Here is a 23,564-nt window from a genome sequence, read left to right as displayed (position 1 = left end):
GCCAGCGCCCACCCGGTCCACGCGCACGCCACCCGCAGCGGCTCTCCGGCCAGCGGCGACACCAGCACCAGGACGTACCCGGCGGTGGCGAGCGTCCCCGCCAGGCCGATCGTGCGCACGGAGCCGAGCCGCGCCCGGATCGGGTCGCCCAGCAGCCGCACGGTCGTCATGGCCACCGAGAAGATCGTGTACGCCAGCGGCGCGACGGCGGGGTCGGTGGCCAGCACCCACTGGGCGTGCAGCGCGGCCCAGTCGATGGCTGCGCCCTCGCTCAGGTGGCCGGCGAACGCCGCCAGCCCGAGCAGCGCGATGAGCCCCCAGTGCAGCGAGCCCCCGGACGCGCTCCCGGCCTCGCCGGAGGCGTGCCGCGGCGGGTCGGGCAGCAGCAGCCGGGCCGCCGGCAGGTACAGGAACGGCACCACGACCGCCGCCGCGATCAGCAGCCACTGCGCGTCCAGCTCGGCGTGCAGCACGAGCGAGGTGAGCGCGCCGCCGGCCGCCCCGCCGAGACTCCACGTGCCGTGGAAGGCGGAGATGATCGGCCTACCGTAGCGGCGCTCAACCTCGACGGAGTGGGCGTTCATGGCGACCTCGGTGACGCCGAGCCCCATCCCGAACACCACCGCGAGCACCGCGAGGACGCCGTACGAGGGCGCGAGCGCGGGGCCGAGCAGCACCACGGCCGACAGCGGCCCGGCGAACCAGCAGACCCGGCGGCTCGACCAGCGGTCGACCAGCGGGCCCGCCGCCAGCATCGACACCAGCGCGCCGCCGGAGATCAGCAGCAGGACGCTGCCGAGGCGCGCGGGGCCGAGGTCGAGCCGCTCGTTCAGCGAGGGCAGCCCGGCCGCCCACAGACCCATGACAAATCCGGCAAGAACGAAAAACCCGAAAACTCCGGCACGGGCGCGTTTGGCATCGATGAGGCTTTTGTTCACGGCTAGAGCATAAACTGTGATGCGTGAAGGGTGCTACTACGAGCGGCGAGCTCCGGGCGCACAACCGCGTCCGGCTGCTGCGCGCCGTCCACGACTGCGGGGCCACCCGCACCAGGTCCCAGCTCACCCGCGACCTCGGCCTGGCCAGGGGCACCGCCTCGGTGCTGGTCGCCGGGCTGGCCGAGGACGCGCTCCTGCACGAGGAGCCGGCCTCCGAGCACGCCCGCGGACGTCCGACGCTCGTGCCGGGGCCGCACCCGCGCGGCCCGCTGGCGCTGGCCGCGGACGTCCGGGAGGACGCTTGGGAGCTGGCCGCGTGCGAGCTGGGCGGACGGGCCACCGTGCTGGAGGTGCGCCCGCACGACGGCACGCCCGAGGGCGCGCTCGTACCCCTGGGCGAGGCGGTCGCGGCACACCGGCGCCGGCTCGGCCACCGGGTCGTGGGGGTGGGGATGGCGCTGCCGGGTCCCGTGCGGCACGGCGGCGTGGTGGCCATCACGCACCTGGGCTGGCGCTCGGTGAACGTCCCCGTCCTGCTCGGCCTCCACCCCCACGCCCGCGGCACCGCGCCGCAAGGCGGCTCGAAGCCGCCGGGCCTGCCGATCGTGGGGAACGACACCGCGTTCGCCGCGCTGGCCGAGGCGCGGCGGGGCCGGCTGCGCGGCGTACGGGTGGGCCTGCACCTGCACGTGGACTTCGACCTGGGCGGCGTGCTGGTCGTGGACGGCCACCCCCTCGGCGGGGCCGGTGAGACCGGCGCCGAGTTCGGCCACATGCCGCTCGGCGGCGGCGATCGCCCCTGCGACTGCGGCGCGATCGGCTGCTGGGGCATGGACGTCGGCGCGAACGCCCTGCTGCGCCACGTCGGCCTGGCCTACGGCGGCGGCCGGGGTCGCGAGCAGGCCGAACACGTGCTGGCCACGAACGAGGAGGCGGTGGCCGCCGCCGCCAGGGCACTGGGGCGCGGCATCGCGGCGCTGGTGAACGCCCACGACCCCGAGGTGGTGACCCTGTCGGGACTAGGCGCGGAGCTGTGGGAGCGGGCCGGGGAGGCCCTCCTTGCGGCCGGCGAGCCGTACCTGATGGCGATCCGCCGGGACCGGCCGCCCCGGATCGAGGGCTCGGCGCTGGGCTGGCGCGGCGCGCTCCTCGGCGCGATGGAGTCGGTCTTCGACGCGTTCCTGACGACTGAGGGGCTTGAACTCTGGCGCAAAAACCACCCTGACCAGGCCCGCGACACGCCCGACCAGCAAAATGTGATGCATTCCACCTTCGAGGGCGAAAACCCGATATAACGCATCTGCCGGGACGGCCGGCTCGGTGATCTTCCCCGGCCCGTCCCGGGGCGGCAGGCTGGGAAGGGTTCCGATGCCCGAAAAAATCTTGAGCCGGGGGCGTACCGCGTGAATCTCGAACTCGCGCTCCGCATGACGGAGGCGGCCGTGAAGCAGGCGTTCCGCGAGGGCGCGGCGATCTCCGTCGCGGTCGTCGACGAGGGCGGAAATCTGGTGTCTTTCCAGCGTATGGAGGGTGCGGAGATCTCCGGGCCGGTGCTCGCGCCGGGCAAGGCGTACACCGCCGTGGCCCTGCGCCGGCCCACCTCGGAACTGGCCGCGCTGACCGCTCCCGGAAGGGAGCTGGCGGGTCTGGCGGGCGGCCGGTTCGTCTGTTTCGGCGGTGGCGTTCCGTTGTGGTCCGGTTACGGTACGGGAGACCGCGTGGTCGGCGGTGTGGGGGTCAGCGGCGGCACGGTCGCGCAGGACGTGGCGTGCGCGGAGGCCGCCGAGTCGGTGTGGCGAACCCGCTGAGCGCCCGCTTTCCGCAACACGAACCGCTGGTATCCGTCATGATTAGCCACTGCACCACGGGTATCAGAACCCGAACGTAAAAATCCCCGAGGAGAGAACTGAGATGGCACTTCCCACTCTCACCCCCGAGCAGCGTCAAGCCGCTCTGGCCAAGGCAGCCGAGGCTCGTGCCGCCCGCACGGCCCTGCTGGCGAAGGTCAAGGCGGGCGAGATGACGTTCGCTCAGCTGCTCGAGCGCGACGACGACATCGCGAAGAAGATCAAGGTCTCCCAGGCGCTGCGCGCCGTCAAGGGCGTCGGTCCGGCCAAGGCGACCGCGCTGATGGAGGAGGCGGGCGTCGACGAGAAGCGCCGCCTCGGCGGCCTGGGCGCCCAGCAGCGCAAGAAGCTGGTCGACGCGCTCGGCTGACCCCGGGCGGCCAGGTCCGCGCGCGGCGCGCGCGGACCGGCCAGTGACCTTTCAGCGGCCAGGAGGGACCGGCGAGCGGAACCCCTCGCTCCCCGGCGGGCCGGGCTGAAGGGCACCCCGCAGGAACGCGGACGCGGAAGCACACGGCGACATGCGGGACATGCAGGGACAACACCGCGGCGACGCCCAGGGGGACGGACCGGCAGACGAGGCCGGGGCAGGGCGGATCGCCGCGGAACACCCCCGTAGAACCGTCAGGAGCGCAGATAGGTCAGGACGGCGAGCACGCGGCGATGCTGGTCGGCGTCGTCGGCGTAGAGGCCGAGCTTGCTGAAGATGCTCCTGATGTGCTTCTCCACGGCCCCGTCGCTGATGACGAGCTGCCGCCCGATCGCCGGGTTGGACCTGCCCTCGGCCATCAGCCCGAGCACCTCGCGCTCGCGCGGCGTGAGCTGGGCCAGCGGGTCGTCCTTGCGTCTGCGCACCATCAACTGGGACACCACCTGAGGGTCGAACACGGTGCCGCCCGCGGCCACCCGCCGCAGGCCCTCCAGGAACTCGTCGACGTCGACGACCCGGTCTTTCAGCAGGTAGCCCACCGCGCCGCGGGCGTCGGCGAGCAGGTCGTCGGCGTAGGAGACCTCGACGTACTGCGACAGGATGAGCACCGGCGCCCCCGGCACCCTGCGCCGGGCCTCGACGGCCGCCTTGAGCCCCTCGTCGGTGAACGACGGCGGCATGCGCACGTCGACCACCGACACGTCGGGCACGTGCTCGGCGATCGCCTCGACGAGCGCGGTGCCGTCGCCGACGGTGGCCACCACCTCGCAGCCGAACTCCTCCAGCAACCTGACCAGGCCCTCCCTGATCAGCACCGCGTCATCGGCCACGACTACGCGCACGGCACCTCCGCCACGATCACCGTGGGCCCGCCGTCGGGCGACTGCACGGTCAGCTCCCCGTCGACCGCGCGGAGCCGGTCGGCCAGTCCGGCGAGCCCATGTCCCTTGGCGACGTGTGCGCCGCCGACCCCATCATCCCCGATCGTGAGCATGAGGACGCCGCCCACGCGGACGAGCTGGATGGTGCAGACGGTCGCCCGGCTGTGTTTGGCCACGTTGGTGAGGGTCTCGGCGCAGACGAAGTAGATCGCGTTCTCGACGGCCGCCTGGTAGCGCTCGGTGGTCTGCACGTCGAGGTCCACCGGCACGGTGCAGCGCCCGGCCAGCGCGGCGAGCGCGGGCGCGAGACCGCGGTCGGACAGGATGGGCGGCGCGATGCCGCGCGAGAGCGCGCGCAGCTCGTCGAGCGTCTCGCGGGTGGCGGTGATCGCCGACTTGATCGTGGCCTGCGCGGCCTCGGGGTCCTTGGCCAGCTGCCGCTGCGCCCGTGACAGCTCCATGGCCAGCGAGACCAGGCGCTGCTGCGGCCCGTCGTGGATGTCGCGCTCCAGCTTGCGCAGCGCGTTGGCCTCGGCGGAGACCGCGGCGGCCCGGCCCTCCGCCAGGTCGTCGATGCGCTCCTGCAGTTCGGCCACGCCGGTCAGCAGCGCCCGCCCGAGCCCCGCCCGCAGCAGCGCCGCGCCGCGTACCACGAACGGCAGCAGCAGCGTGAAGAAGAGACCGAGGGCGACGTAGAAGACCACGTTGACCAGGTAGCTGCCGTCGCCGATGCCGAGCAGCTCGGGCAGCTCCATGCCGCCGGGGATCTGCATGAGGAAGATGCCGTAGATCGGCCAGGCGAGCCCGGCGATCGGGATCGCCCAGAACACGACGGTGAGGGCGAACGCCACGATCGCGAACGGCAGGTTGATGACGCCGTGCAGCAGGTCGAGCCAGGACTGCCCGCTCGTCAGCGGGTTGACCAGCCGGCGGAACCGGCCGGCGCCAGGGGGCGCGGGCTTGTACCGGGGCCGTACGGGAGGGCGTTTGAGCACGTCGGACAGCCAGCCGCGCTCGGCGTCGGCGAAGCCCCGCGCCACCAGGAGCGTGCCGGCGAGCAGAGGCAGGCCGATCCAGACCACCGTGGTGCCGACGCCGGCGGCGAAGCCCGCGATCATCAGCACGAAGCCGATCAACGCCGTCGGGAAGCCCACCAGCGTGTAGCGGGTGTCGAGGAGGACACGCCTCATCAGGGAGCGCATGGGGCAACCGTATGACGGCGCCGCGCCCGGCACGAGCGGGTGCGCAGGCGTCCGAGGGTAGGGCTGGCCCTACCAGGACCGGTGGTGGGTCCTGGACCGCGAAAGGGCGGCTCGCGGCAATGTGCGGCGGCGGTCCGGACGGAAGCCTTGAGTCATCCCGCTCCCCCGTGAATCGAGGCCCCCATGACCGTCCTGGTGGACCGCCCACCTGCCGCGCAGCCGCGCGGCCGGGCCCGCGACCCGTTCCTCGACCTGCTGCGGGTGGCCGGCATGGCGCTCGTCGTGCTGCAGCACTGGACGATCCCGGTGCTGGCGTACGACGGCGTCCGGCTGAGCGCGGGCAACGCGCTGTCCACGCCGGGCGTGTGGGTGGTGACGTGGCTCAGCCAGGTGATGCCGCTGGTGTTCTTCGCGGGCGGCGCGGCAAACGCGATCGGCTTCGAGCGCTCGGGCGCGGCCTCGCAGGCATGGCTGGCGGTGCGGCTGCGGCGGCTGGTCTGGCCGCTGCTGCCGCTGGCGGCGGTGTGGATCCCGCTCCCCCACGTCCTGCTGACGCTGGGCGTGCCGGAGCAGCCGCTGGAGATGGGGGCGCGGCTGACCGGCCAGCTGCTGTGGTTCCTGGCCGTGTACCTGGTGGCCGTCACCGTGACGCCGTACGCGCTGCGCCTGCACGCGCGCCACGGCTGGCGCGTCCCCGCGGCTCTGGCCGCCGGGGCGGCGCTGACGGACGTGGCACGCTTCGCGACCGGGGTCGAGGCGGTGGGCTATCTGAACGTGGTGTTCGTCTGGCTGGCCGTGCACCAGCTCGGCTTCTTCTACGCCGAGGGACGTCTGCGGCGCGCGTGGGCCCTCGCGGCGGGCGGCTTCGTGGCGGCGGCCCTGCTGGTGGCCTTCGGCCCCTACCCGGGCAGCATGATCGGCCTGCCCGGCGCGGAGATGTCGAACATGGCCCCGCCCACGCTCGCCGTCCTGGCCGTCGGTCTCGGTCAGGTGGGTCTGGCCGTGCTGCTGCGCCCGTGGCTGGTGCGGCTGCCGTACGGGCGCCTGCTGGACTGGGCGGGACCGCGGATCATGACGGTGTACCTGTGGCACATGCCGGCCCTCTTCGCGGTCACCGGCGTCGTGGTGGTCCTGCTCGGCGTGGACACGCCGGCGCCGGGCAGCCTCGGGTGGTTCGCCGGGTGGCCGGTCTGGTTCGGGCTGCTGTGCCTGGTCATGTGGCCGCTGCTGAAGGGCTTCGCGCGCTTCGAGACGCCGCCGGCGCTGCCGTACGGGACGCCGGGGACGGGCGGCACGCTGGCGGCGGCCGGGCTCGCGGGCGGCGGGGTGCTGGCGCTGACCGTGGGCGGGTTCGCGCCCGGCGCCGGGCCGTTCCTCGCGGTGCTCGCGCTGCTCGGCGGCCTGCTGATGACGGCGCCCCGCACGGGCGAGCGGTCCCGGGACACCCGTGCGACCGGGGGCTCGGCACAATAGCGTCACATGACGAAGATCCGCCCGCTCGCCGACGCCGACCTGCCCGCCGTCGCGGAGCTCTACGCCCACTACGTGACCGGTACGGTCGCCACGTTCGACGAGACGCCGCCCGGGATCGAGGAGTGGCGGAAGAAGGCGGCGACCGGGCTGCCGTTCCTCGTGGCGGAGCTGGACGGCGAGGTCGCCGGATACGCCTACCTGTCCCAGTACCGCCCGAAGCCCGCCTACCGGCACACGCTGGAGGTCAGCATCTACCTCGCCCCCGGGCGCACCGGGCAGGGGCTCGGGCGGCTGCTGCTCGGCGCGCTGGTCGAGCGGGCGCGGGAGATTCCGGCCCGCCAGCTCGTCGCGGTGATCGCGGACTCCGGCGATCCGGCCTCGGCGCGGCTGCACGCGGCGTTCGGGTTCGAGGAGGCGGGCCGTCTGAAGGCCGTGGGGTACAAGCACGGACGCTGGGTCGACACCGTGCTGTTCCAGCTGGACCTGGGATGAACGCCGCGATTTGACCGCGGTGGGCGGCGGGCGGTTCGACCACCCGGCAAACTTCGGCAGGATAGATGTCGTGAGCCTTCTCATAGATCGCCTGCCCGAGGACATCGACGCCGATCCCGACGCCATCTTCGACGCGTTCGTCGCGTGGAACACCGAGCGGGGGCTCACGCTCTATCCTGCCCAGGAGGAGGCCCTCATCGAGGTGGTCTCCGGCAACAACCTGATCCTGGCCACGCCGACGGGCTCCGGCAAGTCGCTGGTGGCGGCCGGCGCCCACTTCGCCGCGCTGACGCGCGACCAGCGCACGTTCTACACCGCCCCCATCAAGGCGCTGGTGTCGGAGAAGTTCTTCGACCTGTGCGCGATCTTCGGCACCGCGAACGTCGGCATGATGACGGGCGACGCGAGCGTCAACCCCGGGGCGCCGATCATCTGCTGCACCGCCGAGATCCTGGCCAACGTGGCGCTGCGCGACGGAGCCGCGGCCGACGTCGCCCAGGTCGTGATGGACGAGTTCCACTTCTACGCCGAGCCCGACCGCGGCTGGGCCTGGCAGGTGCCGCTGCTGGAGCTGCCCAACGTGCAGTTCATCCTGATGTCGGCCACGCTCGGCGACGTGTCGATGTTCGAGCGCGACCTGACCCGCCGCACCGGCCGGCCGACGGCCGTGGTCAAGAACGCCGAGCGCCCGGTGCCGCTGGTCTACTCCTACCGGATGACGCCGCTGCACGAGTCGCTGGAGGAGATGCTCAAGACCGGCCAGGCGCCCGTCTACGTCGTGCACTTCACCCAGGCCGCGGCGATGGAGCGGGCCCAGTCGCTGATGTCGATCAACATGGCGACGAAGGCCGAGAAGGAGGCCATCGCCACCATGATCGGCGGGTTCCGGTTCACCACCCGGTTCGGGCGGGCGCTGTCGCGGCTGGTCCGCCACGGCATCGGCGTCCACCACGCCGGCATGCTGCCGAAGTACCGCCGCCTGGTGGAGCGGCTGGCCCAGGCCGGGCTGCTCAAGGTCATCTGCGGCACCGACACGCTCGGCGTCGGCGTCAACGTCCCGATCCGCACGGTCCTGTTCACCGCGCTGTCGAAGTACGACGGCACGAAGGTGCGGCGGCTGCGCGCCCGCGAGTTCCACCAGATCGCCGGCCGGGCGGGCCGGGCCGGCTTCGACACCATCGGCTACGTCGCCTGCCAGGCCCCCGAGCACGACATCGAGAACGCCAAGGCGCTCGCCAAGATCGGCGACGACCCCAAGCGGCGGCGCGGCTACGCCCGCAAGAAGCCGCCGGAGGGCTTCGTGGGCTGGAGCGAGGAGACGTTCCAGAAGCTCCAGGACGCCGAGCCCGAGCCGCTCGCCTCCCGGTTCAAGGTCAGCAACGCGATGCTGCTCGCGGTCATCAACCGTCCGGGCGACTGCTTCCAGGCGATGAAGCACCTGCTGACCGACAACCACGAAGACCGCAAGTGGCAGCGGCGGCACATCAGCCAGGCCATCGCCATCTACCGCTCGCTGCTGGCCGGCGGCATCGTCGAGCAGTTCCCCGAGCCCGACGAGCAGGGCCGGAGGGCCCGGCTGACGATCGACCTGCAGGAGGACTTCGCGCTCAACCAGGCGCTGTCGACGTTCGCGCTGGCGGCGTTCGAGCTGCTCGACCGGGAGTCGCCGTCGTACGCGCTCGACATGGTCTCGATCGTCGAGTCGGTCCTCGACGACCCGCGCCAGATCCTGTCCGCCCAGCTGAAGAAGGCCAGGGGCGAGGCGGTCGCGGAGATGAAGGCCGACGGCATCGAGTACGAAGAGCGCATGGAGCGGCTGGCCGAGGTCATGTACCCGATGCCGCTGGAGGACCTGCTGCTCGGCGCGTACGAGACGTACCGGCGCGGCCATCCGTGGGTCGGCGACTACACCGTCAGCCCCAAGTCCGTGGTGCGCGACATGTACGAGCGGGCCATGACGTTCGGCGACTACATCCAGTTCTACGAGCTGACCCGCTCCGAGGGCACGGTGCTGCGCTACCTGGCCGACGCCTACCGCACCCTGTCGCGCACGGTCCCCGAGCACCTCAAGACCGAGGACCTGGTCGACCTCATCGAGTGGCTCGGTGAGCTGGTCCGCCAGGTCGACTCGTCGCTGATCGACGAGTGGGAGAAGCTCACCAACCCGGCGGCGGCGCTGGAGGAGCAGGAGCAGCTCGAGACCAAGGTGCGGCCGGTCACCGCCAACCCGCGGGCCTTCCGTGTGCTGGTGCGCAACGCGATGTTCCGCCTGGTGGAGCTCTGCGCGCTGGAGAAGGATGAGGAGCTGGGTGAGCTCGCCCCCGACGTCGACTGGGGCGCGGCGCTCGACGCCTACTACGACGAGCACGAGGAGATCCTCACCGACGCCGGCGCCCGTGGGCCCGCGCTGCTGCGCATCGAGGAGGAGAGCGGGCTGTGGAAGGTGCGCCAGACGATCAAGGATCCGGCCGGCGACGGCGACTGGGGCATCGACGCCCAGGTCGACCTGGCCGCCTCCGACGAGGAGGGCCGCGCGGTCCTGTACGTGATCGGCCTGAACCGCCTGTAGGGGCGACAAGCGGTGTGCCGGAACGGACTGGCAACGGACGTCCCGGCACACGCCTGTCGATCTCAGTTTCGGGCGCGGAGCGTCAGGGTCGTGTCATGGCTGTGTCCCGAGTTCGGGACATTCCCGAAATGATAAAGTTTGGCCGCAAATTTCGGCACAGCGAAGGGCGCGGCGGCGGGTGAACGACGAGGAGATCAGGCGCGTCCTGGGCCTGCTCTACCAGGACGAGACGTTGCGGACCTTCGCCGCCCTGGTGCTCGGCGAGGCCGGCGACCTGCCTCCGAAGGCGCTGCGCAAGCTGGAGGCCGGCGGCCTGGCCGCGCGCGACGACGGCGGCACGTGGCGGGCCACGCCGGAGCGCTTCCGCGAGCTGTTGCGCGCGCACGCCGAGCCGGCCGAGGAGCTGAGCCCTGAGGAGCGGGTGCTGCGCACGTTCCTGGTGGACGGCCGGCTGACGACCACGACGATGCGGCGCGACAAGCGACTGGTCGTGCTGCGCTACATCTCGCGGGTCTTCGAGCCCGGCGTGCGCTACCCGGAGAAGGACGTCAACGTGGCGCTGCGCGCCTTCCACGACGACTACGCCGCGCTTCGCCGCTACCTGGTGGACGAGGGCCTGCTGTCCCGCGAGGGCAACGTCTACTGGCGCTCCGGCGGCCCGGTCGACCTCTGACCACCCCCCACGACGAACGCCCGGCCGCGACCGGCCCCACCGCACGGCGGCCCGATCCCCGCGCACGGCGGAGGGCGCCCCCGTCAGGCGGAGGTCAGGCGTGTGCGCAGGAGCGCGAGGTCGTCCGGGGAGAGGCCGGCTTCCTGGAGGTAGGCCGCCGGTCCCCCGTAGCGGTCGTGGAGGTGGGCCAGCGTGGCGGCCATCGTGTCGGCCGTGACCTCGGCGAACAAGCGTCGTGAACGAGCCCGTGCCGGCTCGTCCCGCAGGGCGGCGAGGTGGTCGTCCTGGCGCAGGCAGGTGGCCGTGAGCGCGTAGTCGGCGGCGATCTCCCGCTCCGGCACGCCCGCCACGGCCAGCGCCAGCGCGGCCACCAGCCCCGTTCTGTCCTTGCCCGAGTGGCAGTGCACCACCACCGGCCCGGGCGGGGCGTGCGCGACGGCGGCCATCACCGCCGCGAACAACGGCGCGCCCCGGTCCAGGATGGCCCGGTAGATCGCGGGCAGCGTCTCCCCCATCTCCTCCAGCACGTCGTCCTCGTCCCGCAGCACGGGCAGGTGGCGCCACGGCGCGGAGCCCGCCAGCGGGCTGGGGTCGGCGGCGCACTCGGCGGCCAGCCGCAGGTCGGCGACCAGGCCGACCCCGGCGCGGGTGAGAACGGGCACGGTCTCGGCGCGCGGCCGGTCGGCGCGGATGAGGGCACCCGCCCGTACGCGGCCTCCGTCCCGCGTGGGCAGGGCGCCGAGGTCGCGCACGTTCTGGCAGCCCGGCCAGGCCAGCACCCGGTCGGGCAGGCTCATCGCAGGTGCCTGAGGTTGCTGGTCCAGGCGTCGATCTGAGCCTGCCAACCGGCCGGATCCTCCGGGCGTCCGGGGACGCCGGGCCGCGTCTGCCACGGCAGCGGCCCGGTCGCACGCCGGTACTCCACGCCGATCGCGTCCAGCCGCTCCAGGTGGGCGTCCAGGCGGGCGCGGAAGTCCGGCAGGTCGCGCCCGGCCGGGCTCCAGACGGTCTCGGCGAACGCGGCCAGGCGGGGAAAGGCCATGTAGTCCACCTGCCGGGTGGAGTCGATGAGCTCGGTCCAGACGCAGCACTGCGCGCCCAGCACGTGCCCGGCGGCCGGCTGCCCGCGCAGCTCGGCGGGGACCGGTTCGAAGGCGTAGACGTCCTCCAGCGTCAGCACGGTGCCGAAGGGCACCGGCTCGTCCTCGCCGGGCGACTGCCGGTAGTCGAAGTAGAGGGAGGTGTTGGCGCAGTTGATGACGTCGTGCCCGCGGCGGGCCGCCGCGACCGCCCCGAGGTCGCCGCGCCACGAGGCGACCACGGCGCCGGGCGCGAGTCCGCCTTCGAGGATCTCGTCCCAGCCGACGAGCCGCCGCCCGCGCGCGGCCAGGAAGTCGCCGAATCGGCGCACGAACCAGCTCTGCAGCTCCTCCTCGTCCCGCAGCCCCAGCTCTCGGATCCGCCGCTGGGCGGCCGGGCTGGCCTTCCACTGGTCCTTGCGGGCCTCGTCGCCGCCCACGCACACGTACGGGGCTGGGAACAGCTCGAGCACCTCCTCCAGCACGTTCTGGAAGAACTCGATCGTGCTCTCCTCGACGTTGAGCACGTTGTCGCCGATGCCCCAGGTGCTGCCGACCTCCAGCGGTTCGACGAGGTTGCCCAGCTCGGGGTGGGCGGCGATGGCGGCCTGGGTGTGGCCGGGCATGTCGACCTCGGGGACGACCATGATGTGCCGCCGGGCGGCGTACGCGACGATCTCCCTGATGTCGTCCTGGGTGTAGTAGCCGCCGTGGGGGCGGCCGTCCATGGCGCCGTTCCAGCCGGTCTGGCTCTCCTTGCGCCAGGCGCCGACCTCGGTGAGCCGGGGGTAGCGGCGGATCTCCAGCCGCCAGCCCTGGTCGTCGGTGAGGTGCAGGTGCAGGACGTTGAGCTTGTGCAGGGCCATCAGATCGATGAACCGCAGCAAGTCATGCTTTGTCATGAAATGCCGGGCGACGTCGAGGAGGCAGCCGCGCCAGCCGAAGCGCGGCTCGTCCTCGACGCGCACCCCCGGCACCCGGAACGGCCCGCGTCCCGCTCTCCTGAAGGCGTCCGGCGTGAGCAGCTGGCGGAAGGTCTGCGCTCCGTAGAACGCCCCCGCGGGCCCTCCGGCCACGATCTCGACGTCCGCGCCGACGGTCAGCCGGTAACCCTCAGGAGGCAGGTCGCCGAGAACCAGGGTGATCGTTCCCGAGCCGGGGCCCGGCAGCAGCTCACCTCCGGTGACGGGGGCGAGCTCGGCGCGCAACCAGGCGGCCACCTCGCCGAGCGCCGGGGCGGCGGTGAGCGAGGTCCGCTCGTCCAGCTCGAACGAGCCCGGCCCGGGCTCGTTCCGCACGGGCTTGGGAACGATCATCAACGGCTACTCCCTACTCGCAGGTGATGGTGGCGTCGGCGAAGTCGACGTGGTCGGAGGTGGCGTTGTCGCCGCCGTTCGTCGCGACCAGCCGGACGAACCGGGCGCCCTGCACGGACACGGTGACCGCGCGGGCGGGCATGGTCCCGGTGACCAGGCCGGAGTACGCGACCCGGCCGCCGTCGGCCCAGACCTCGAACCCGGCCGACCCGGCCGCGCCCACCTCGTCGTCGATCCCGGCCATGAAAGCAACGGCCGAGCAGCGCCCGCCCGTGTAGTACTCGATCTCGGCGGGCGCGTGCGCGCCGAGGCCCTTGGCGTACGTGACGCCCTCGACGGTGATCGGGCGGCCGTCGCCGGCGGCCCGCTCACCGTTGCTGGTGTCCTTCTCGACCGGGCCGAAGTGGTTCTTGACCGCGGTCCACGGCACGTCGCTGAGGTGGCTGCGGCCGGACGGCGGGGCCTGCGCGACGGTGACGACCGCCGAGCCCGGCTGCGAGCCTCCGGCGAAGGCGGCGGACGCGGTGAGCTCGTACGTCGTGCGCGCGGCGTTCGCGGGCGGGGTGACAGCCCAGGTCACCGTGAAGGTCGCGCCGCCGTCCAGCCGCCCGGTCGTGGCGGGCGTGCGGGCGACGGCCTGCCAGCCTTCCGGTACGCCGAGCGTCACGCGCAGGTCGCGCAGCCGCCCGGTGGCCCCGGTGTTGGTCACCCGGGTGACGATCTCGCCGGTCCGACCCGGTTCCAGGACGGACGGCCGGTCGGCGCCGAGCTCCCCCGGGTCCACCTCGAAAGTCACCAGCGGCGGTGCCTGTTCGCGGCTCTCCGACACGCGGAACATCAGGGCGGCGTGCGCCGGCACCTGGGCGGCCAGCTCGCCCTCGGAGGACGTGATCGCGCCGGTCCACAGGTCCTCGACCCGGTGGCGAGCGTCGCCGAGCCGGGTCGAGAGGGTGGCGGCCCGGTCGCTCTCGTTGAACAGCACGATCGCCCGGTCGCCGTTCTCCAGCGGCTTGGCCAGCACGTGATACCAGCCGTCGGACTTCACGAACGTGCCGTGGACACCCAGCCTGTCCTGGTTCACCGCGATCACCTTGGGGTTGGCGACGATCGCGGGCGGCGCCTTGTCGGGAGCGGCCTGCAGGATGAGCGGCGCGGCCCCGATCGCCCAGAGCGTGAACTGGGTGCGGTATTCGGTGGCGGTCATGCCGCCCAGCCCAGCCTGCAGCAGGTCGGGGTCGGCCCAGCTGCCGGGGCCCGCGTGGTCGGCCCTGAGCTGGTTGGTCTCCCAGATGTCCACCATCGAGGGGTAGCCGTCGGGGATGGGCCGGTTGTAGACGTTGGTCCGCCAGGTGGTGGCGCGGGCGTTCTTGCCCCAGAGCCACGGCACGGTGCTGCCGTCCTCGTTGTTCATGGCGAACACCACGTCGTCGCCGAGGGCCTGACGCATGGGCGGGTAGAGGGCCTCGGCGATCTGCTGCACGTTCTTGCCGGGGAAGTCGGTCGTCGGGATGGAGCACCAGTCGTACTTGACGTAGTCGACGCCCCACTCCTTCGCCTGCCGGGCGTCGGCGGCCTCGTACCCGTAGGAGCCGGGGCCGCCCCCGGAGCAGGCCCTGGTGCCGGCCGACAGGCTGAGGCCGAGCTTGAGCCCCTTGCCGTGCAGGTGGTCGGCGAGCGCCTTGATGCCGCCGGGGAAGCGGCCGGGGTCGGGGGCGAGCGCGCCGTCGGAGCGCTGCGGTGCCTGCCAGCAGCCGTCGATGACGACGTACCGGTAGCCGAGCGGCGCGAGCGGGGCGAGGGCGTCGGCGGCCTGGCGGACCGCCGCTTCGGAGACCGAGCAGCCGAGCCCGCGGCTGCTCCAGCCCATGGGCGGGCCGGAGGCGGCCTCCGCGGCGCTGGGTAACGCGACGAGGGGCCCAGCTAGGGGCATGGCGAGGAAGGCCGCCGCGGCGGCCGTGATCATGCGCATGGGGGTCCTGTCAGGCCGGGTTGAGTGTCGGGTCGCCGGGCTCGATGACGAACGAGCCGGAGGTGTAGGCGGGCGCGTACGGCTCGGTGATGCGGGACAACGAGCGGAAGTCGACCGTCATCTCCTGCTGGGTGAGCCGGGTGCGCACGTAGCCGCGGCGGCCGTTGAAGAACTTCACGTGCGGGTTCTCCCGCAGCAGGTTCTGCGTGTCGGGGTATTCGTCCAGGCCGTTGCCCGCGCTCGTGACCGAGGTGGTGACCAGCTCGACGGCGACAGACCTGGACTCGGGGTCCTGGTAGTCGCGCTTGACCTCGCCGGCCCAGTGGGAGTGCACGTCGCCGGTGAGCACGACGGCGTTTCGCCCATAGGAGTCGATGGCGGCGGTCAGGCGGTTGCGGGAGGCGACGTAGCCGTCCCAGCCCTCGTTCGAGTAGCCCCTGCCCTCGCCGTTGGTCCAGTCCATCTCCATGAGGAAGACCTGCTGGCCGAGCAGGTCCCAGGTGGCCCGCGAGTCCCTCAGCTGCCCGTCGAGCCAGGCCTCCTGCTCCTGGCCGAGGATGGTCCTGTTGGGCTCGAACCGCTCCAGGCAGTCGGGGCCGACGGTGCCGCTCCTGCCCGTGCAGGCGTACAGGTCGCGGTACTGGCGGGTGTCGAGCAGGTGCAGGTTGGCGACCGCGCCCCACCGGATGCTGCGGTGCAGCCGCAGCGCCGCGCTGGACGGCTTCTGGGCCCGGCGCAGCGGCATGTTCTCGTAGTACGCCTGGAAGGCGTCCGCCCGGCGCTTGAGGAACGGCGGGTCGGGCTGCTCGGGCACGTCGCCGGCCCAGCCGTTCTCGATGTCGTGGTCGTCCCAGACCACGACCCACGGGGCGATGGCGTGAGCAAGCTGCGACTCCGGGTCGGCCTTGTGCTGGGCGTGGCGCAGCCGGTAGCCGGCCAGGTCGAGGCACTCGCCGCCGGCCTGGTCGCGGACGGGGTACTTGTAGTCGCCGTACTCGTAGATGTAGTCGCCGAGGAAGGCGATCAGGTCGGGCTGGTCCTCGGCCATCCTGCGGTACGGCGTGAACCAGCCGGCCTGGTAGTCGGCGCACGAGGTGAACGACAGGTCGAGCGCCCTCGTACGGGTGCCGGGGGCGGGGGCGGTGAGGGTGCGGCCGACGGGCGAGATCTCGCCTTCGGCGCGGAAGCGGTAGAAGTACTCGGCTCCGGGGTCGAGCCCGTCGAGCTCGACGTGCACGCTGTGCGCGGCCTCGGGGCGGGCGGTCTCGGAGCCGGTGCGTACGACGCGCCGGAAGTTCTCGTCCGCGGCGAGCTGCCACTGCACCGGCACCGGGCGGCCGGGCATGCCGCCGAGGCCGTCGAGGGCGGTCGGGTTCATGGCCAGGCGCGTCCATAAGACCACACCGTCGGGCGTGGGCTCGCCGGAGGCGACACCGAGCTGGAAGGGGTCGGAGACGGGGGCACGATGGGGTGCGCGATGGGCCGCCGCGCGCACGGGTACGGCACCCAGTGCGGCGGACAGGCCCACGCTCGCGCCCCCGGCGATGAGTGAACGCCGGTTGATCATCGGGGGTGTCCTTACTTGATGCTGGCGTTGCCTTCGGAGACGGCCTGGTCGGCCGCTTCCTGCGGGGTGAGCTCACCGAGGTACAGCTGGTTGAAGATCTGGTTGAGCTTCGTCTCGAAGCCGGTGAAGCCGGTGGTGATCGGCAGGGGGAAGGTCGTGCCGGCCGCCTCCTCGACGAACGGCGTCACGTCGAGGCCCTTGGCCTTCCAGTAGTCGACGTAGCCCTGCTCCAGGCCGTTGAGCGCCGGGAGAACGTAACCGCCGTCGGCCATCAGCTTCTGCGGCGCCTCGGTGCCGAGGTAGGCGGCCAGCCTCATGGCCTCCTCGGGGTGGTCGCTGTCGGCGTAGACGGCCTCGGCCAGGCCGTTCAGGTTGACCGAGCGACCGGCCGGGCCCTCGGGCATGGGCGCGATGCCCAGCTCGAACGTCGACTCCGGCGCCACGAACGGCAGCAGCGCGTTGTTGGCGGGGAACATGGCGACCTGGCCGGCGGTGAACATGTCGGTCACCTTGCCGGTGGGCGGGTTGGTCCGCGTGGCCGGCGGCGAGACGTGGTGCTTGTTGACCAGGTCCACCGCGAACTGCAGCGCCTGCACCGACGCGGGGTCGTTGAAGGTGTACTTCCCGAACGGCTGGTCCACCAGCTTGCCGCCGTTGGAGTTGACCCAGTTCATCCACTGCGTCTGGTAGTGGTTCCAGGACGCGAAGCCGTACGTCTTGACCTTGTCGGGGTCGAAGCCGTCCTCGCCGGGGTGCTTGCCGGCCTCGTCCACGGTGAGCTTGCGGGCCACTTCGAGCAGCGTGCCGGAGCCGTCGGGGCTCCAGGTCAGCTTCTCCGGCATCTCGACGCCGGCCGCCTCGAACAGGTCCTTGTTGTAGAGCAGGCCGACGATGCCCCAGTCCTTGGGCACGCCGTACAGCTTGCCCTCGTAGGTGAAGGAGCCGACGACGGTCTCGTGGTACTTCGCGGTGTCGGCCTGGACGGGGGCCAGCACGCCCTTGGTGACGTACTCGGGGAACTGGGTGGGGGTCATCCAGAACACGTCCGGCGCCGTGCCCGCCACCGCGTCGGCGGTGAGCTTGGTCCAGTACTGGTCGTACGGCAGCAGCTCGATCGTGACGTCGATGTCCGGATTGGCCTGCTCGAAGGCCGCCATGACCTTCTCGTAGCCGGCCTTCTGCTGGTCGTCCCAGAGCCGGTACGTCAACGTGACCTTCTCTGACTCGCCACCGCCGCCTGACCCGCACGCGGCGAGGGTGAGCATGGCGACGCCCAGCAGCGCCCCGGCCCAGCGAATCGGGGGGTTCTTCGGCATTCGCTGACCTCTTCTTGTTTCTATTTGAGGCCTGTGAGGACCACAGACCTGACGATGTACTTCTGGAAGAAGACGAAGACGACCACCATCGGCACCAGCGCGATCAGGCTGCCGGCCATCATGAGGTTGTAGTCGACGCCGATGCCGTCCTTGAGGGTGGCGATGGCGACGGTGATCACCTTGGTGTCGTCGCCGCTGGTGATGATGAGCGGCCACAGGAAGCTGTTCCACGACGAGATCACCGTGATGATCGCCAGAGTGCCGAGCGCGGGGCGGCAGAGCGGCAGCATGATGCGCAGCAGGATCGTCAGCGGCCCCGCCCCGTCGATCCGCGCCGCCTCCTCCAACCCGGCGGGCAGGCCCTTGAAGAACTGCCGCATCAGGAAGATCCCGTACGGCGTGCCGAGCACGTACGGTGCGAGCAGGCCGTACCAGGTGTTGACCAGGTCCAGCTCCCGCATGATCAGGAAAAGCGGGATCATGGTGACGGCGCTCGGCACCATCATCGTGGCCACGTACAGCCAGAACAGCACGTCCCTGCCCCGGAAGCGGAGCCGGGCGAAGGCGTAGGCGGCGAACGTGGTGAAGACCAGCTGGCCCGCCGTCAGCACCGCGGTCATCACGGCCGTGTTGAGGATGAAGCGGGGGAAGTCGCCGGCGAGCATCTCGGCGATGTTGTCCGTGGTCGGCGGGAGCCCCGGCAACCACGGCGCGGTGGAGCTGAGCTGCGCCTGCGTCTTGAACGCGGTCAGCACCACGAGCAGGTAGGGGAAGACGGAGATGAACGCACCGGCCGCCAGCGCGGCGTAGAGCAGGATTCGCTTGGTCATGGGTCTCTCAGCTCAGGTCGTACGTGGTGCGCTTGCCGAAGAACCTGACCTGCGCCAGCGTCACCAGGAAGATGATCACGAAGAGCAGCATCGACAGCGTGGAGGCGTAGCCGAAGTCGAACTGCTTGAATGCGGTCTCGAAGATCCTGAAGTTGATCACCTCGGTGCTGCCGCCGGGGCCGCCGGCGGTCATCGCGTAGACCGTGTCGAACACCTGGAAGGCGCCGATCATGTTGGTCACCGTGACGAAGAACATCGTGGGGTTGAGCAGCGGCAGCGTCACCCGCCAGAACCGCTGCGCCGGGGTGGCGCCGTCGGTGGCGGCCGCGTCGTGCAGCTCCTGCGGGATGCCCTGCAGGCCGGCCAGGAAGAACAGCATGTTGTAGCCGGTGTGCTGCCAGACGCTGACGAGCGCGACGGCGGGCAGCGCCCAGGTCGCGTCCGTCAGCCAGTCCGGGCCCGTGATGCCGACCAGCGCCAGGGCGCTGTTGAGCGCGCCGTCGCGGGGGTCGAAGATCCAGTTCCAGATGAGACCGAGCACGATCGGGGTCGCCATCCACGGCACCACGAACAGCGACCTGAAGTACTTCACGCCCTTGACCCGCTGGTTGAGCAGCATGGCGATGGCCAGGGCCAGCGCCGTCTGGAGCGGGATGCAGAGCAGCACGTACGCGACCGTCACCCACAGCGAGTGCCAGGTCTGGCCGTCGGAGGCCAGCCGGCTGTAGTTGTCCAGGCCGACGAATTCGGGGGCGGACAGCAGCTCCCAGTCGAACAGGCTCAGCACGAGCACGATCACCATGGGCAGCAGCAGGAAGGCCACGACCCCGAGCAGGCTGGGGCCGATGAACAGGTACGCCTGCCAGCCGCTCCCCCTCCGCCGCGTGACCGGGGCGCCCGGCCGCGGGCCGGCCGCGACGACGGGCACGGGCTTCCTCGTCGCGGTGGGGCCGGTCACGACGGCTCCGTGGCGGTCGGCACCATGAGCCGCCTGGTGGTCTCAAGGCCCCACTGGTCCAGCGCCGCGACAGGGTCGCTCGACCCGCGCAGCCCGCCGGTGCGCTCGATGTGCTCCGCCCACTCCTGCCTGGCCTCGACCTCGGGGCGCAGGATGATGCAGTCGGGGTCGTTGACCCACCAGCGGGCGTGCAGGAACTCGCGCGCCGCGCCCGTGAGCCGGGCTCCGAGCTGCGACGGCTGGCTGATGTCGCCGGACTTGGGATGCAGGGTCGGCGCGATGTCGGGGCTGACCCGCATGATGTCGACCAGGCCGATGCTGGGCAGCATCGGCGCCCCGCACCCGTGCAGCGTGGCGCCGGGGCCCGCGCCCTGCCGCACCAGCTCCAGCCCCCGCCGGTACGCGGTGATCGGGTCGACGTCGTCGTGCCGGCGGCCGGCCAGCGCCCCCGCGTACAGATAGTCGAGCTTGAAGTGGGTGAGGCCCATCGCGGCGAACGTCCGGAAGACGCCGGCCAGGTGCTCGGCCGCCTCGGGGTGGGTGACGTCGAGCACGGCCAGCTCCTGGTCCCACATGTGGCCCGCGTACGCGCCGCCCACCAGCCACTCGGGGTGCTCTGCGAAGATCCGGCTGCCGTAGCCGACCAGGAACGGCGCGGTCCAGATCCCGGCCCGCCGGCCCGCGCCCGTCACGGCGTCCACGGCCCGGCGCAGCTCGCCGAACCCGGGGCGCGGGTCCAGCCAGTCGCCGATCCCTGCCTCGTAGCCGTCGTCGATGAGGAACATGTCGGCGCCCAGACCGAGCCGTTCGCTGAGCTCCAGGTTGTCGATGACGTCGGCGTCGGTGACCTTGTCCCAGTAGCCGTACCAGCTGCACCACATGGGCGGCACCGCGGGGAACTCCCGCCGCGGAGCCAGGCCGTCGGCCCAGTCGCGCAGGGCCCGGCCGAGGCCGGCCTCGCCGCGCCGGTGGCGCACCGGGCCGTCGGCGGAGACGACCAGCCGGCCGCCCTCCTCCCGCACCCGGATCGACGGCACCTCAGTCGGGCTCGGCGCCGACCACAGCTCGACGCCGCCGTCGCCGGTCTCGATGGCGAGCAGTCCCTCGCCCTGGAACATCCCGGCCGGGACCGGGGTCTCGGGGCGGTAGCAGAGGATCTGGATCGTCTCGTCGGCGGGCCGGGGCGGGGTGTCCGTCCAGCGGTAGGAGCCGGTGGGGCTCCACGACTGCCAGCCGTGCTCGAACACCCGGGCCTCGTCGAGACGGCACGCGACCTCGCCGATGTCATGGAACGACATCAGTCCTCATTTCCACTCGACTTACGAAGGAGCCCTTCATTACTAGCACTGCACGGCAGCGACGGGCAATGGCCGATTTTCCGGTACTTCGCGGGATATCTGGGCGGCGCACACCCTCGGCCCAACGGCTGGCATAATCGGTTTACAGAGGAGCCCTACATTAAGGACGGCGATGGCGGACCTACGCGGCGGCGATCTGTCCCGGCTGCGGCAGCTCAACTCGCTGACCGCCATCCGGGCCCTGCGCAGAGCCGGTCCGCTCACCCTGTCGGCGCTGGCCGAACGCACCGGTCTGTCGCGCCCGTCCATGAAGGAGGTCACCGCCGAGCTCATGGAGCTCGGCTGGGTGGAGGAGGTTCCGCCGAGCTCCGGCACGATGGGCCGGCCGGCCCGCCGCTACCGGTTCCGCGCCGACAGCGGCCACCTGGTGGGCGTCGACATAGGGGGTCACAACATCCGCGCCGCCCTGTCCGACCTCGACGGCGAGATCCTCGCCGAGACCAGGCAGCCGGTCTCGCCGGACGACCCGCTGGAGGATCGCCTCGCCGCGGTCGAGCGCGCCGTCTCCGGCTGCCTCGCGCTCAGCCGTACGACCGTGGAAGATCTGTGGACCGTCGCGGTCGGCACCATCGGCGTGATCGACCCAGAAGGCCGCGTCGTCTACTCCGCCGCCGTCCCCGCCTGGCGCGACCTCGACCTGGCGGGCGAGCTCCGCGAGCTGTTCCCCTGCCAGGTGCTGATCGAGAACGACAGCCGCCTGGCCGCCATGGCGGAGCACCGGCGCGGCGTCGCCAAGGGCGCGCGAGACGTGGTGTTCCTGCACGTCGGCAGGCGTATGGGCGCCGGTCTGATCATCGGCGGCAAGGTCCACAGGGGTTTCGGCGCGGCGTCGGGCGAGATCGTCATGCTGCCCGAGGCCCGCTGGTTCCACGCGCCCGAGCACCTCAACACCTGCGTGTCCGTCCCCGAGGGCACCCCGCCGGAGGACGCGGCCGGCTCCACGCTGTCCGCCGCCAGGAACGGCGATCCGGCGGCGCTCGAGGCGGTCGAGCGCTACGTCGACGACCTCGCCGTCGGCACGGCCGCCATGGTGCTCATCCTCGACCCGGAGATGGTGGTGCTCGGCGGCGGCTTCTCCCGTTCGGCCGACGTGCTGCTGGAGCCGCTGCGCCGGCGGCTGGAACGCTCGTGCATGCGCATGCCCGAGCTGCGCGCCTCCACACTGGGCGACGAGTGCGTGGTCGTGGGGGCCATCGACTACGCCGTCGGCCACCTCGACGACCAGCTCTTCACCCCCGACCGCGGCCCGCTACCGGTCACCCGCTGACGTGGGACGCAGGACGGGGCGGCCCGGCTCGATGACGAACGACCCGGAGGTGTACGCGGCGGCGCCCGGCTCCGTGACGCGCGGCAGCGAGCGGAAGTCGACCCGCATCTCGCTTCGCGTGATCGTGGTGCGCACGTAGCCGCGGCGGCCGTTGAAGAACGTCACGTGCGGGTTCTCCCGCAGCAGGTCCCGCGTGTCGGGATATTCGTCCAGACCGTCGCCCTCGCTCGTCACGGACGTGGTGACCAGCTCGACGGCCACCGGCTGGGAGCCGGGGTCGCGGTGGTCGCGCCTGAGGTGGCCGGCCCAGTGGGAGTGCACGTCGCCGGTGAGCACGACGGCGTTGCGCTGATAGGCGTCGATGGCGGCGGTCAGGCGGTTGCGGGAGGCGACGTAGCCGTCCCAGCCCTCGTTCGAGTAGCCCTTGGCCGGGCCGTTCGCCCAGTCCATCTCCATGAGGAAGACCTGCTGGCCGAGCAGGTCCCAGGTGGCGCGCGAGTTCTTCAGCTCGCCGTCGAGCCAGGTCTCCTGCTCCTGGCCGAGGATGGTCCGGTTGGGCGCCAGGCGCTCCACGCAGTCGGGGCCGATCGTGCCGGTGCGGCCGGTGCAGGCGTACAGGTCGCGGTACTGGCGGGTGTCGAGCAGGTGCAGGTTGGCGACCGCGCCCCAGCGGATGCTCCGGTAGAGCCGCGCCGCCGCCCCGCGCGGCCGCTGGGCACGGCGCAGCGGCATGTTCTCGTAGTACGCGCGGAACGCCGCGGCCCTGCGCTGCTGGAACGGCGGGCCCGGCTCCGGGGCCGTCTCGCCGGCCCAGGCGTTGGCCACGTCGTGGTCGTCCCACACCACCGCCCAGGGGGCGACGGCGTGGGCGAGCTGCGTGTCGGGGTCGGCCTTGTGCTGGGCATGCCGCAGCCGGTACCCGGCCAGGTCGACGCACTCTCCCCCGGCCTGGTCGCGGACCGGGTGCCGGTAGTCGCCGTACTCGTAGACGTAGTCGCCGAGGAACGCGATCAGATCCGGCTCGTCCTCGGCCATCCTGCGGTACGCCGTGAACCACCCGGCCTGATAGTCGGCACACGACGCGAACGACAACGTCAACGGCGTGGAGCGGGTGCCCGGGAGGGGCGCGGTACGGGTACGCCCAACGGGCGAAATCTCCCCTTCGGCCCGAAACCGATAGAAGTACTCGGCCCCGGCATCGAGCCCATCAAGCTCCACGTGCACACTGTGCGCCCCCTCAGGCCGGGCGATCTCGCAGCCGGAACGCACCACATGCCGAAAACACCCATCCCGCGCCACCTGCCACTGAACCTCCACCGCCCGCCCCGGCATCCCACCGAGCCCGTCGGGCGTGAGCGGCTCCACAGCCAGCCGCGTCCACAACACCACCCCATCGGGC

General features: G+C 72.0%; 20 protein-coding genes. 8 read left to right on the top strand and 12 right to left on the bottom strand.

The features are described from left to right. On the bottom strand, positions 1-863 hold an 863-nt coding region (locus E1286_RS32760; protein WP_132618668.1), incomplete at its 3' end, for an MFS transporter. A gap of 98 nt (positions 864-961) precedes the next feature. Between E1286_RS32760 and E1286_RS32755 the strand changes: the two genes are divergently transcribed. The 3 genes from E1286_RS32755 to mihF all read left to right on the top strand — a co-directional run bounded on the left by E1286_RS32755 (position 962) and on the right by mihF (position 3,155). Next, on the top strand, positions 962-2,233 hold the full coding sequence (locus E1286_RS32755) for an ROK family protein (protein WP_132618666.1): 1,272 nt from the start codon (positions 962-964) through the stop codon (positions 2,231-2,233). 108 nt (positions 2,234-2,341) lie between these two features. Further along, positions 2,342-2,746 (top strand): GlcG/HbpS family heme-binding protein, encoded by a 405-nt coding sequence (locus E1286_RS32750; RefSeq protein ID WP_132618664.1) that lies wholly within the window; start codon positions 2,342-2,344, stop codon positions 2,744-2,746. A gap of 103 nt (positions 2,747-2,849) precedes the next feature. Next, positions 2,850-3,155, top strand: a complete 306-nt coding sequence (gene mihF, locus E1286_RS32745; protein ID WP_111183576.1) for an integration host factor, actinobacterial type — start codon at positions 2,850-2,852, stop codon at positions 3,153-3,155. A 254-nt stretch (positions 3,156-3,409) separates the two neighbouring features. On the opposite strand, the gene E1286_RS32740 is transcribed toward mihF, so the two are convergent. Together E1286_RS32740 and E1286_RS32735 are read right to left on the bottom strand one after the other, a co-directional pair. Continuing rightward, on the bottom strand, positions 3,410-4,057 hold the full coding sequence (locus E1286_RS32740) for a response regulator transcription factor (protein WP_132618662.1): 648 nt from the start codon (positions 4,055-4,057) through the stop codon (positions 3,410-3,412). Next, complete coding sequence (locus E1286_RS32735) at positions 4,048-5,298, bottom strand: sensor histidine kinase (RefSeq protein WP_132618660.1); 1,251 nt, start codon at positions 5,296-5,298, stop codon at positions 4,048-4,050. The genes E1286_RS32740 and E1286_RS32735 overlap by 10 nt, the downstream gene beginning before the upstream one ends. 183 nt (positions 5,299-5,481) lie before the next feature. Here E1286_RS32735 and E1286_RS32730 point away from each other — a divergent pair, with 183 nt between their 5' ends. From E1286_RS32730 to E1286_RS32715, 4 genes are all read left to right on the top strand, one after another. Next, positions 5,482-6,771, top strand: a complete 1,290-nt coding sequence (locus E1286_RS32730; protein WP_132618658.1) for an acyltransferase family protein — start codon at positions 5,482-5,484, stop codon at positions 6,769-6,771. 6 nt (positions 6,772-6,777) lie between these two features. After that, complete coding sequence (locus E1286_RS32725) at positions 6,778-7,263, top strand: GNAT family N-acetyltransferase (protein WP_132618656.1); 486 nt, start codon at positions 6,778-6,780, stop codon at positions 7,261-7,263. 61 nt (positions 7,264-7,324) lie between these two features. Next, positions 7,325-9,832, top strand: coding sequence for a DEAD/DEAH box helicase (locus tag E1286_RS32720; protein WP_132618672.1), 2,508 nt, complete (start codon positions 7,325-7,327; stop codon positions 9,830-9,832). Between the two features lie 178 nt (positions 9,833-10,010). Beyond that, a complete protein-coding gene (locus tag E1286_RS32715; RefSeq protein WP_132618654.1) occupies positions 10,011-10,505 on the top strand; it encodes a DUF2087 domain-containing protein in 495 nt (164 codons plus the stop codon). A gap of 83 nt (positions 10,506-10,588) precedes the next feature. Here E1286_RS32715 and E1286_RS32710 read toward each other — a convergent pair whose 3' ends face one another. Genes E1286_RS32710 through E1286_RS32675 form a run of 8 tightly spaced genes read right to left on the bottom strand, consistent with a single transcriptional unit; the run spans position 10,589 to position 20,838 of the window. Further along, complete coding sequence (locus E1286_RS32710; protein WP_132618652.1) at positions 10,589-11,302, bottom strand: tyrosine-protein phosphatase; 714 nt, start codon at positions 11,300-11,302, stop codon at positions 10,589-10,591. Further along, entirely contained in the window at positions 11,299-12,900 is a 1,602-nt protein-coding gene (locus E1286_RS32705) for a beta-N-acetylhexosaminidase (protein ID WP_132618650.1), read from the bottom strand. The genes E1286_RS32710 and E1286_RS32705 overlap by 4 nt, the downstream gene beginning before the upstream one ends. Positions 12,901-12,913: 13 nt before the next feature. Then, positions 12,914-14,869, bottom strand: coding sequence for an NPCBM/NEW2 domain-containing protein (locus E1286_RS32700; RefSeq protein ID WP_132618648.1), 1,956 nt, complete (start codon positions 14,867-14,869; stop codon positions 12,914-12,916). A 10-nt stretch (positions 14,870-14,879) separates the two neighbouring features. Beyond that, on the bottom strand, positions 14,880-16,436 hold the full coding sequence (locus E1286_RS32695) for an alkaline phosphatase D family protein (RefSeq protein WP_132618646.1): 1,557 nt from the start codon (positions 16,434-16,436) through the stop codon (positions 14,880-14,882). Positions 16,437-16,447: 11 nt separating this feature from the next. Continuing rightward, a complete protein-coding gene (locus E1286_RS32690) occupies positions 16,448-17,752 on the bottom strand; it encodes an ABC transporter substrate-binding protein (protein ID WP_132618644.1) in 1,305 nt (434 codons plus the stop codon). Between the two features lie 20 nt (positions 17,753-17,772). After that, on the bottom strand, positions 17,773-18,582 hold the full coding sequence (locus E1286_RS32685) for a carbohydrate ABC transporter permease (protein ID WP_132618642.1): 810 nt from the start codon (positions 18,580-18,582) through the stop codon (positions 17,773-17,775). Between the two features lie 7 nt (positions 18,583-18,589). After that, on the bottom strand, positions 18,590-19,540 hold the full coding sequence (locus E1286_RS32680) for a carbohydrate ABC transporter permease (protein WP_223190640.1): 951 nt from the start codon (positions 19,538-19,540) through the stop codon (positions 18,590-18,592). Continuing rightward, positions 19,537-20,838: a glycoside hydrolase family 36 protein gene (locus tag E1286_RS32675; protein WP_132618640.1), complete on the bottom strand. Its 1,302-nt coding sequence runs from the start codon at positions 20,836-20,838 to the stop codon at positions 19,537-19,539. The genes E1286_RS32680 and E1286_RS32675 overlap by 4 nt, the downstream gene beginning before the upstream one ends. Positions 20,839-21,010: 172 nt before the next feature. Between E1286_RS32675 and E1286_RS32670 the strand changes: the two genes are divergently transcribed. Next, entirely contained in the window at positions 21,011-22,165 is a 1,155-nt protein-coding gene (locus E1286_RS32670) for an ROK family transcriptional regulator (RefSeq protein ID WP_132618638.1), read from the top strand. On the opposite strand, the gene E1286_RS32665 is transcribed toward E1286_RS32670, so the two are convergent. Further along, on the bottom strand, positions 22,148-23,564 hold a 1,417-nt coding region (locus tag E1286_RS32665), incomplete at its 5' end, for an alkaline phosphatase D family protein (RefSeq protein ID WP_132618636.1). The two genes, E1286_RS32670 and E1286_RS32665, sit on opposite strands and share 18 nt — an antisense overlap.

It is taken from the genome of Nonomuraea terrae, assembly GCF_004348995.1.
GTDB classification, from domain to species: Bacteria; Actinomycetota; Actinomycetes; order Streptosporangiales; family Streptosporangiaceae; genus Nonomuraea; species Nonomuraea terrae.
This window is presented reverse-complemented; position numbering and strand designations above follow the sequence as displayed.

Excerpts from the sequence above, each read along its gene's own strand:
- E1286_RS32710 (WP_132618652.1), bottom strand. The coding sequence starts at position 11,302 with ATGAGCCTGCCCGACCGGGTGCTGGCCTGGCCGGGCTGCCAGAACGTG.
- E1286_RS32675 (WP_132618640.1), bottom strand. The coding sequence starts at position 20,838 with ATGTCGTTCCATGACATCGGCGAGGTCGCGTGCCGTCTCGACGAGGCC.
- E1286_RS32725 (WP_132618656.1), top strand. The coding sequence starts at position 6,778 with ATGACGAAGATCCGCCCGCTCGCCGACGCCGACCTGCCCGCCGTCGCG.
- E1286_RS32700 (WP_132618648.1), bottom strand. The coding sequence starts at position 14,869 with ATGCGCATGATCACGGCCGCCGCGGCGGCCTTCCTCGCCATGCCCCTA.
- E1286_RS32685 (WP_132618642.1), bottom strand. The coding sequence starts at position 18,582 with ATGACCAAGCGAATCCTGCTCTACGCCGCGCTGGCGGCCGGTGCGTTC.
- mihF (WP_111183576.1), top strand. The coding sequence starts at position 2,850 with ATGGCACTTCCCACTCTCACCCCCGAGCAGCGTCAAGCCGCTCTGGCC.
- E1286_RS32730 (WP_132618658.1), top strand. The coding sequence starts at position 5,482 with ATGACCGTCCTGGTGGACCGCCCACCTGCCGCGCAGCCGCGCGGCCGG.
- E1286_RS32695 (WP_132618646.1), bottom strand. The coding sequence starts at position 16,436 with ATGATCAACCGGCGTTCACTCATCGCCGGGGGCGCGAGCGTGGGCCTG.
- E1286_RS32735 (WP_132618660.1), bottom strand. The coding sequence starts at position 5,298 with ATGCGCTCCCTGATGAGGCGTGTCCTCCTCGACACCCGCTACACGCTG.
- E1286_RS32690 (WP_132618644.1), bottom strand. The coding sequence starts at position 17,752 with ATGCCGAAGAACCCCCCGATTCGCTGGGCCGGGGCGCTGCTGGGCGTC.
- E1286_RS32670 (WP_132618638.1), top strand. The coding sequence starts at position 21,011 with ATGGCGGACCTACGCGGCGGCGATCTGTCCCGGCTGCGGCAGCTCAAC.
- E1286_RS32705 (WP_132618650.1), bottom strand. The coding sequence starts at position 12,900 with ATGATCGTTCCCAAGCCCGTGCGGAACGAGCCCGGGCCGGGCTCGTTC.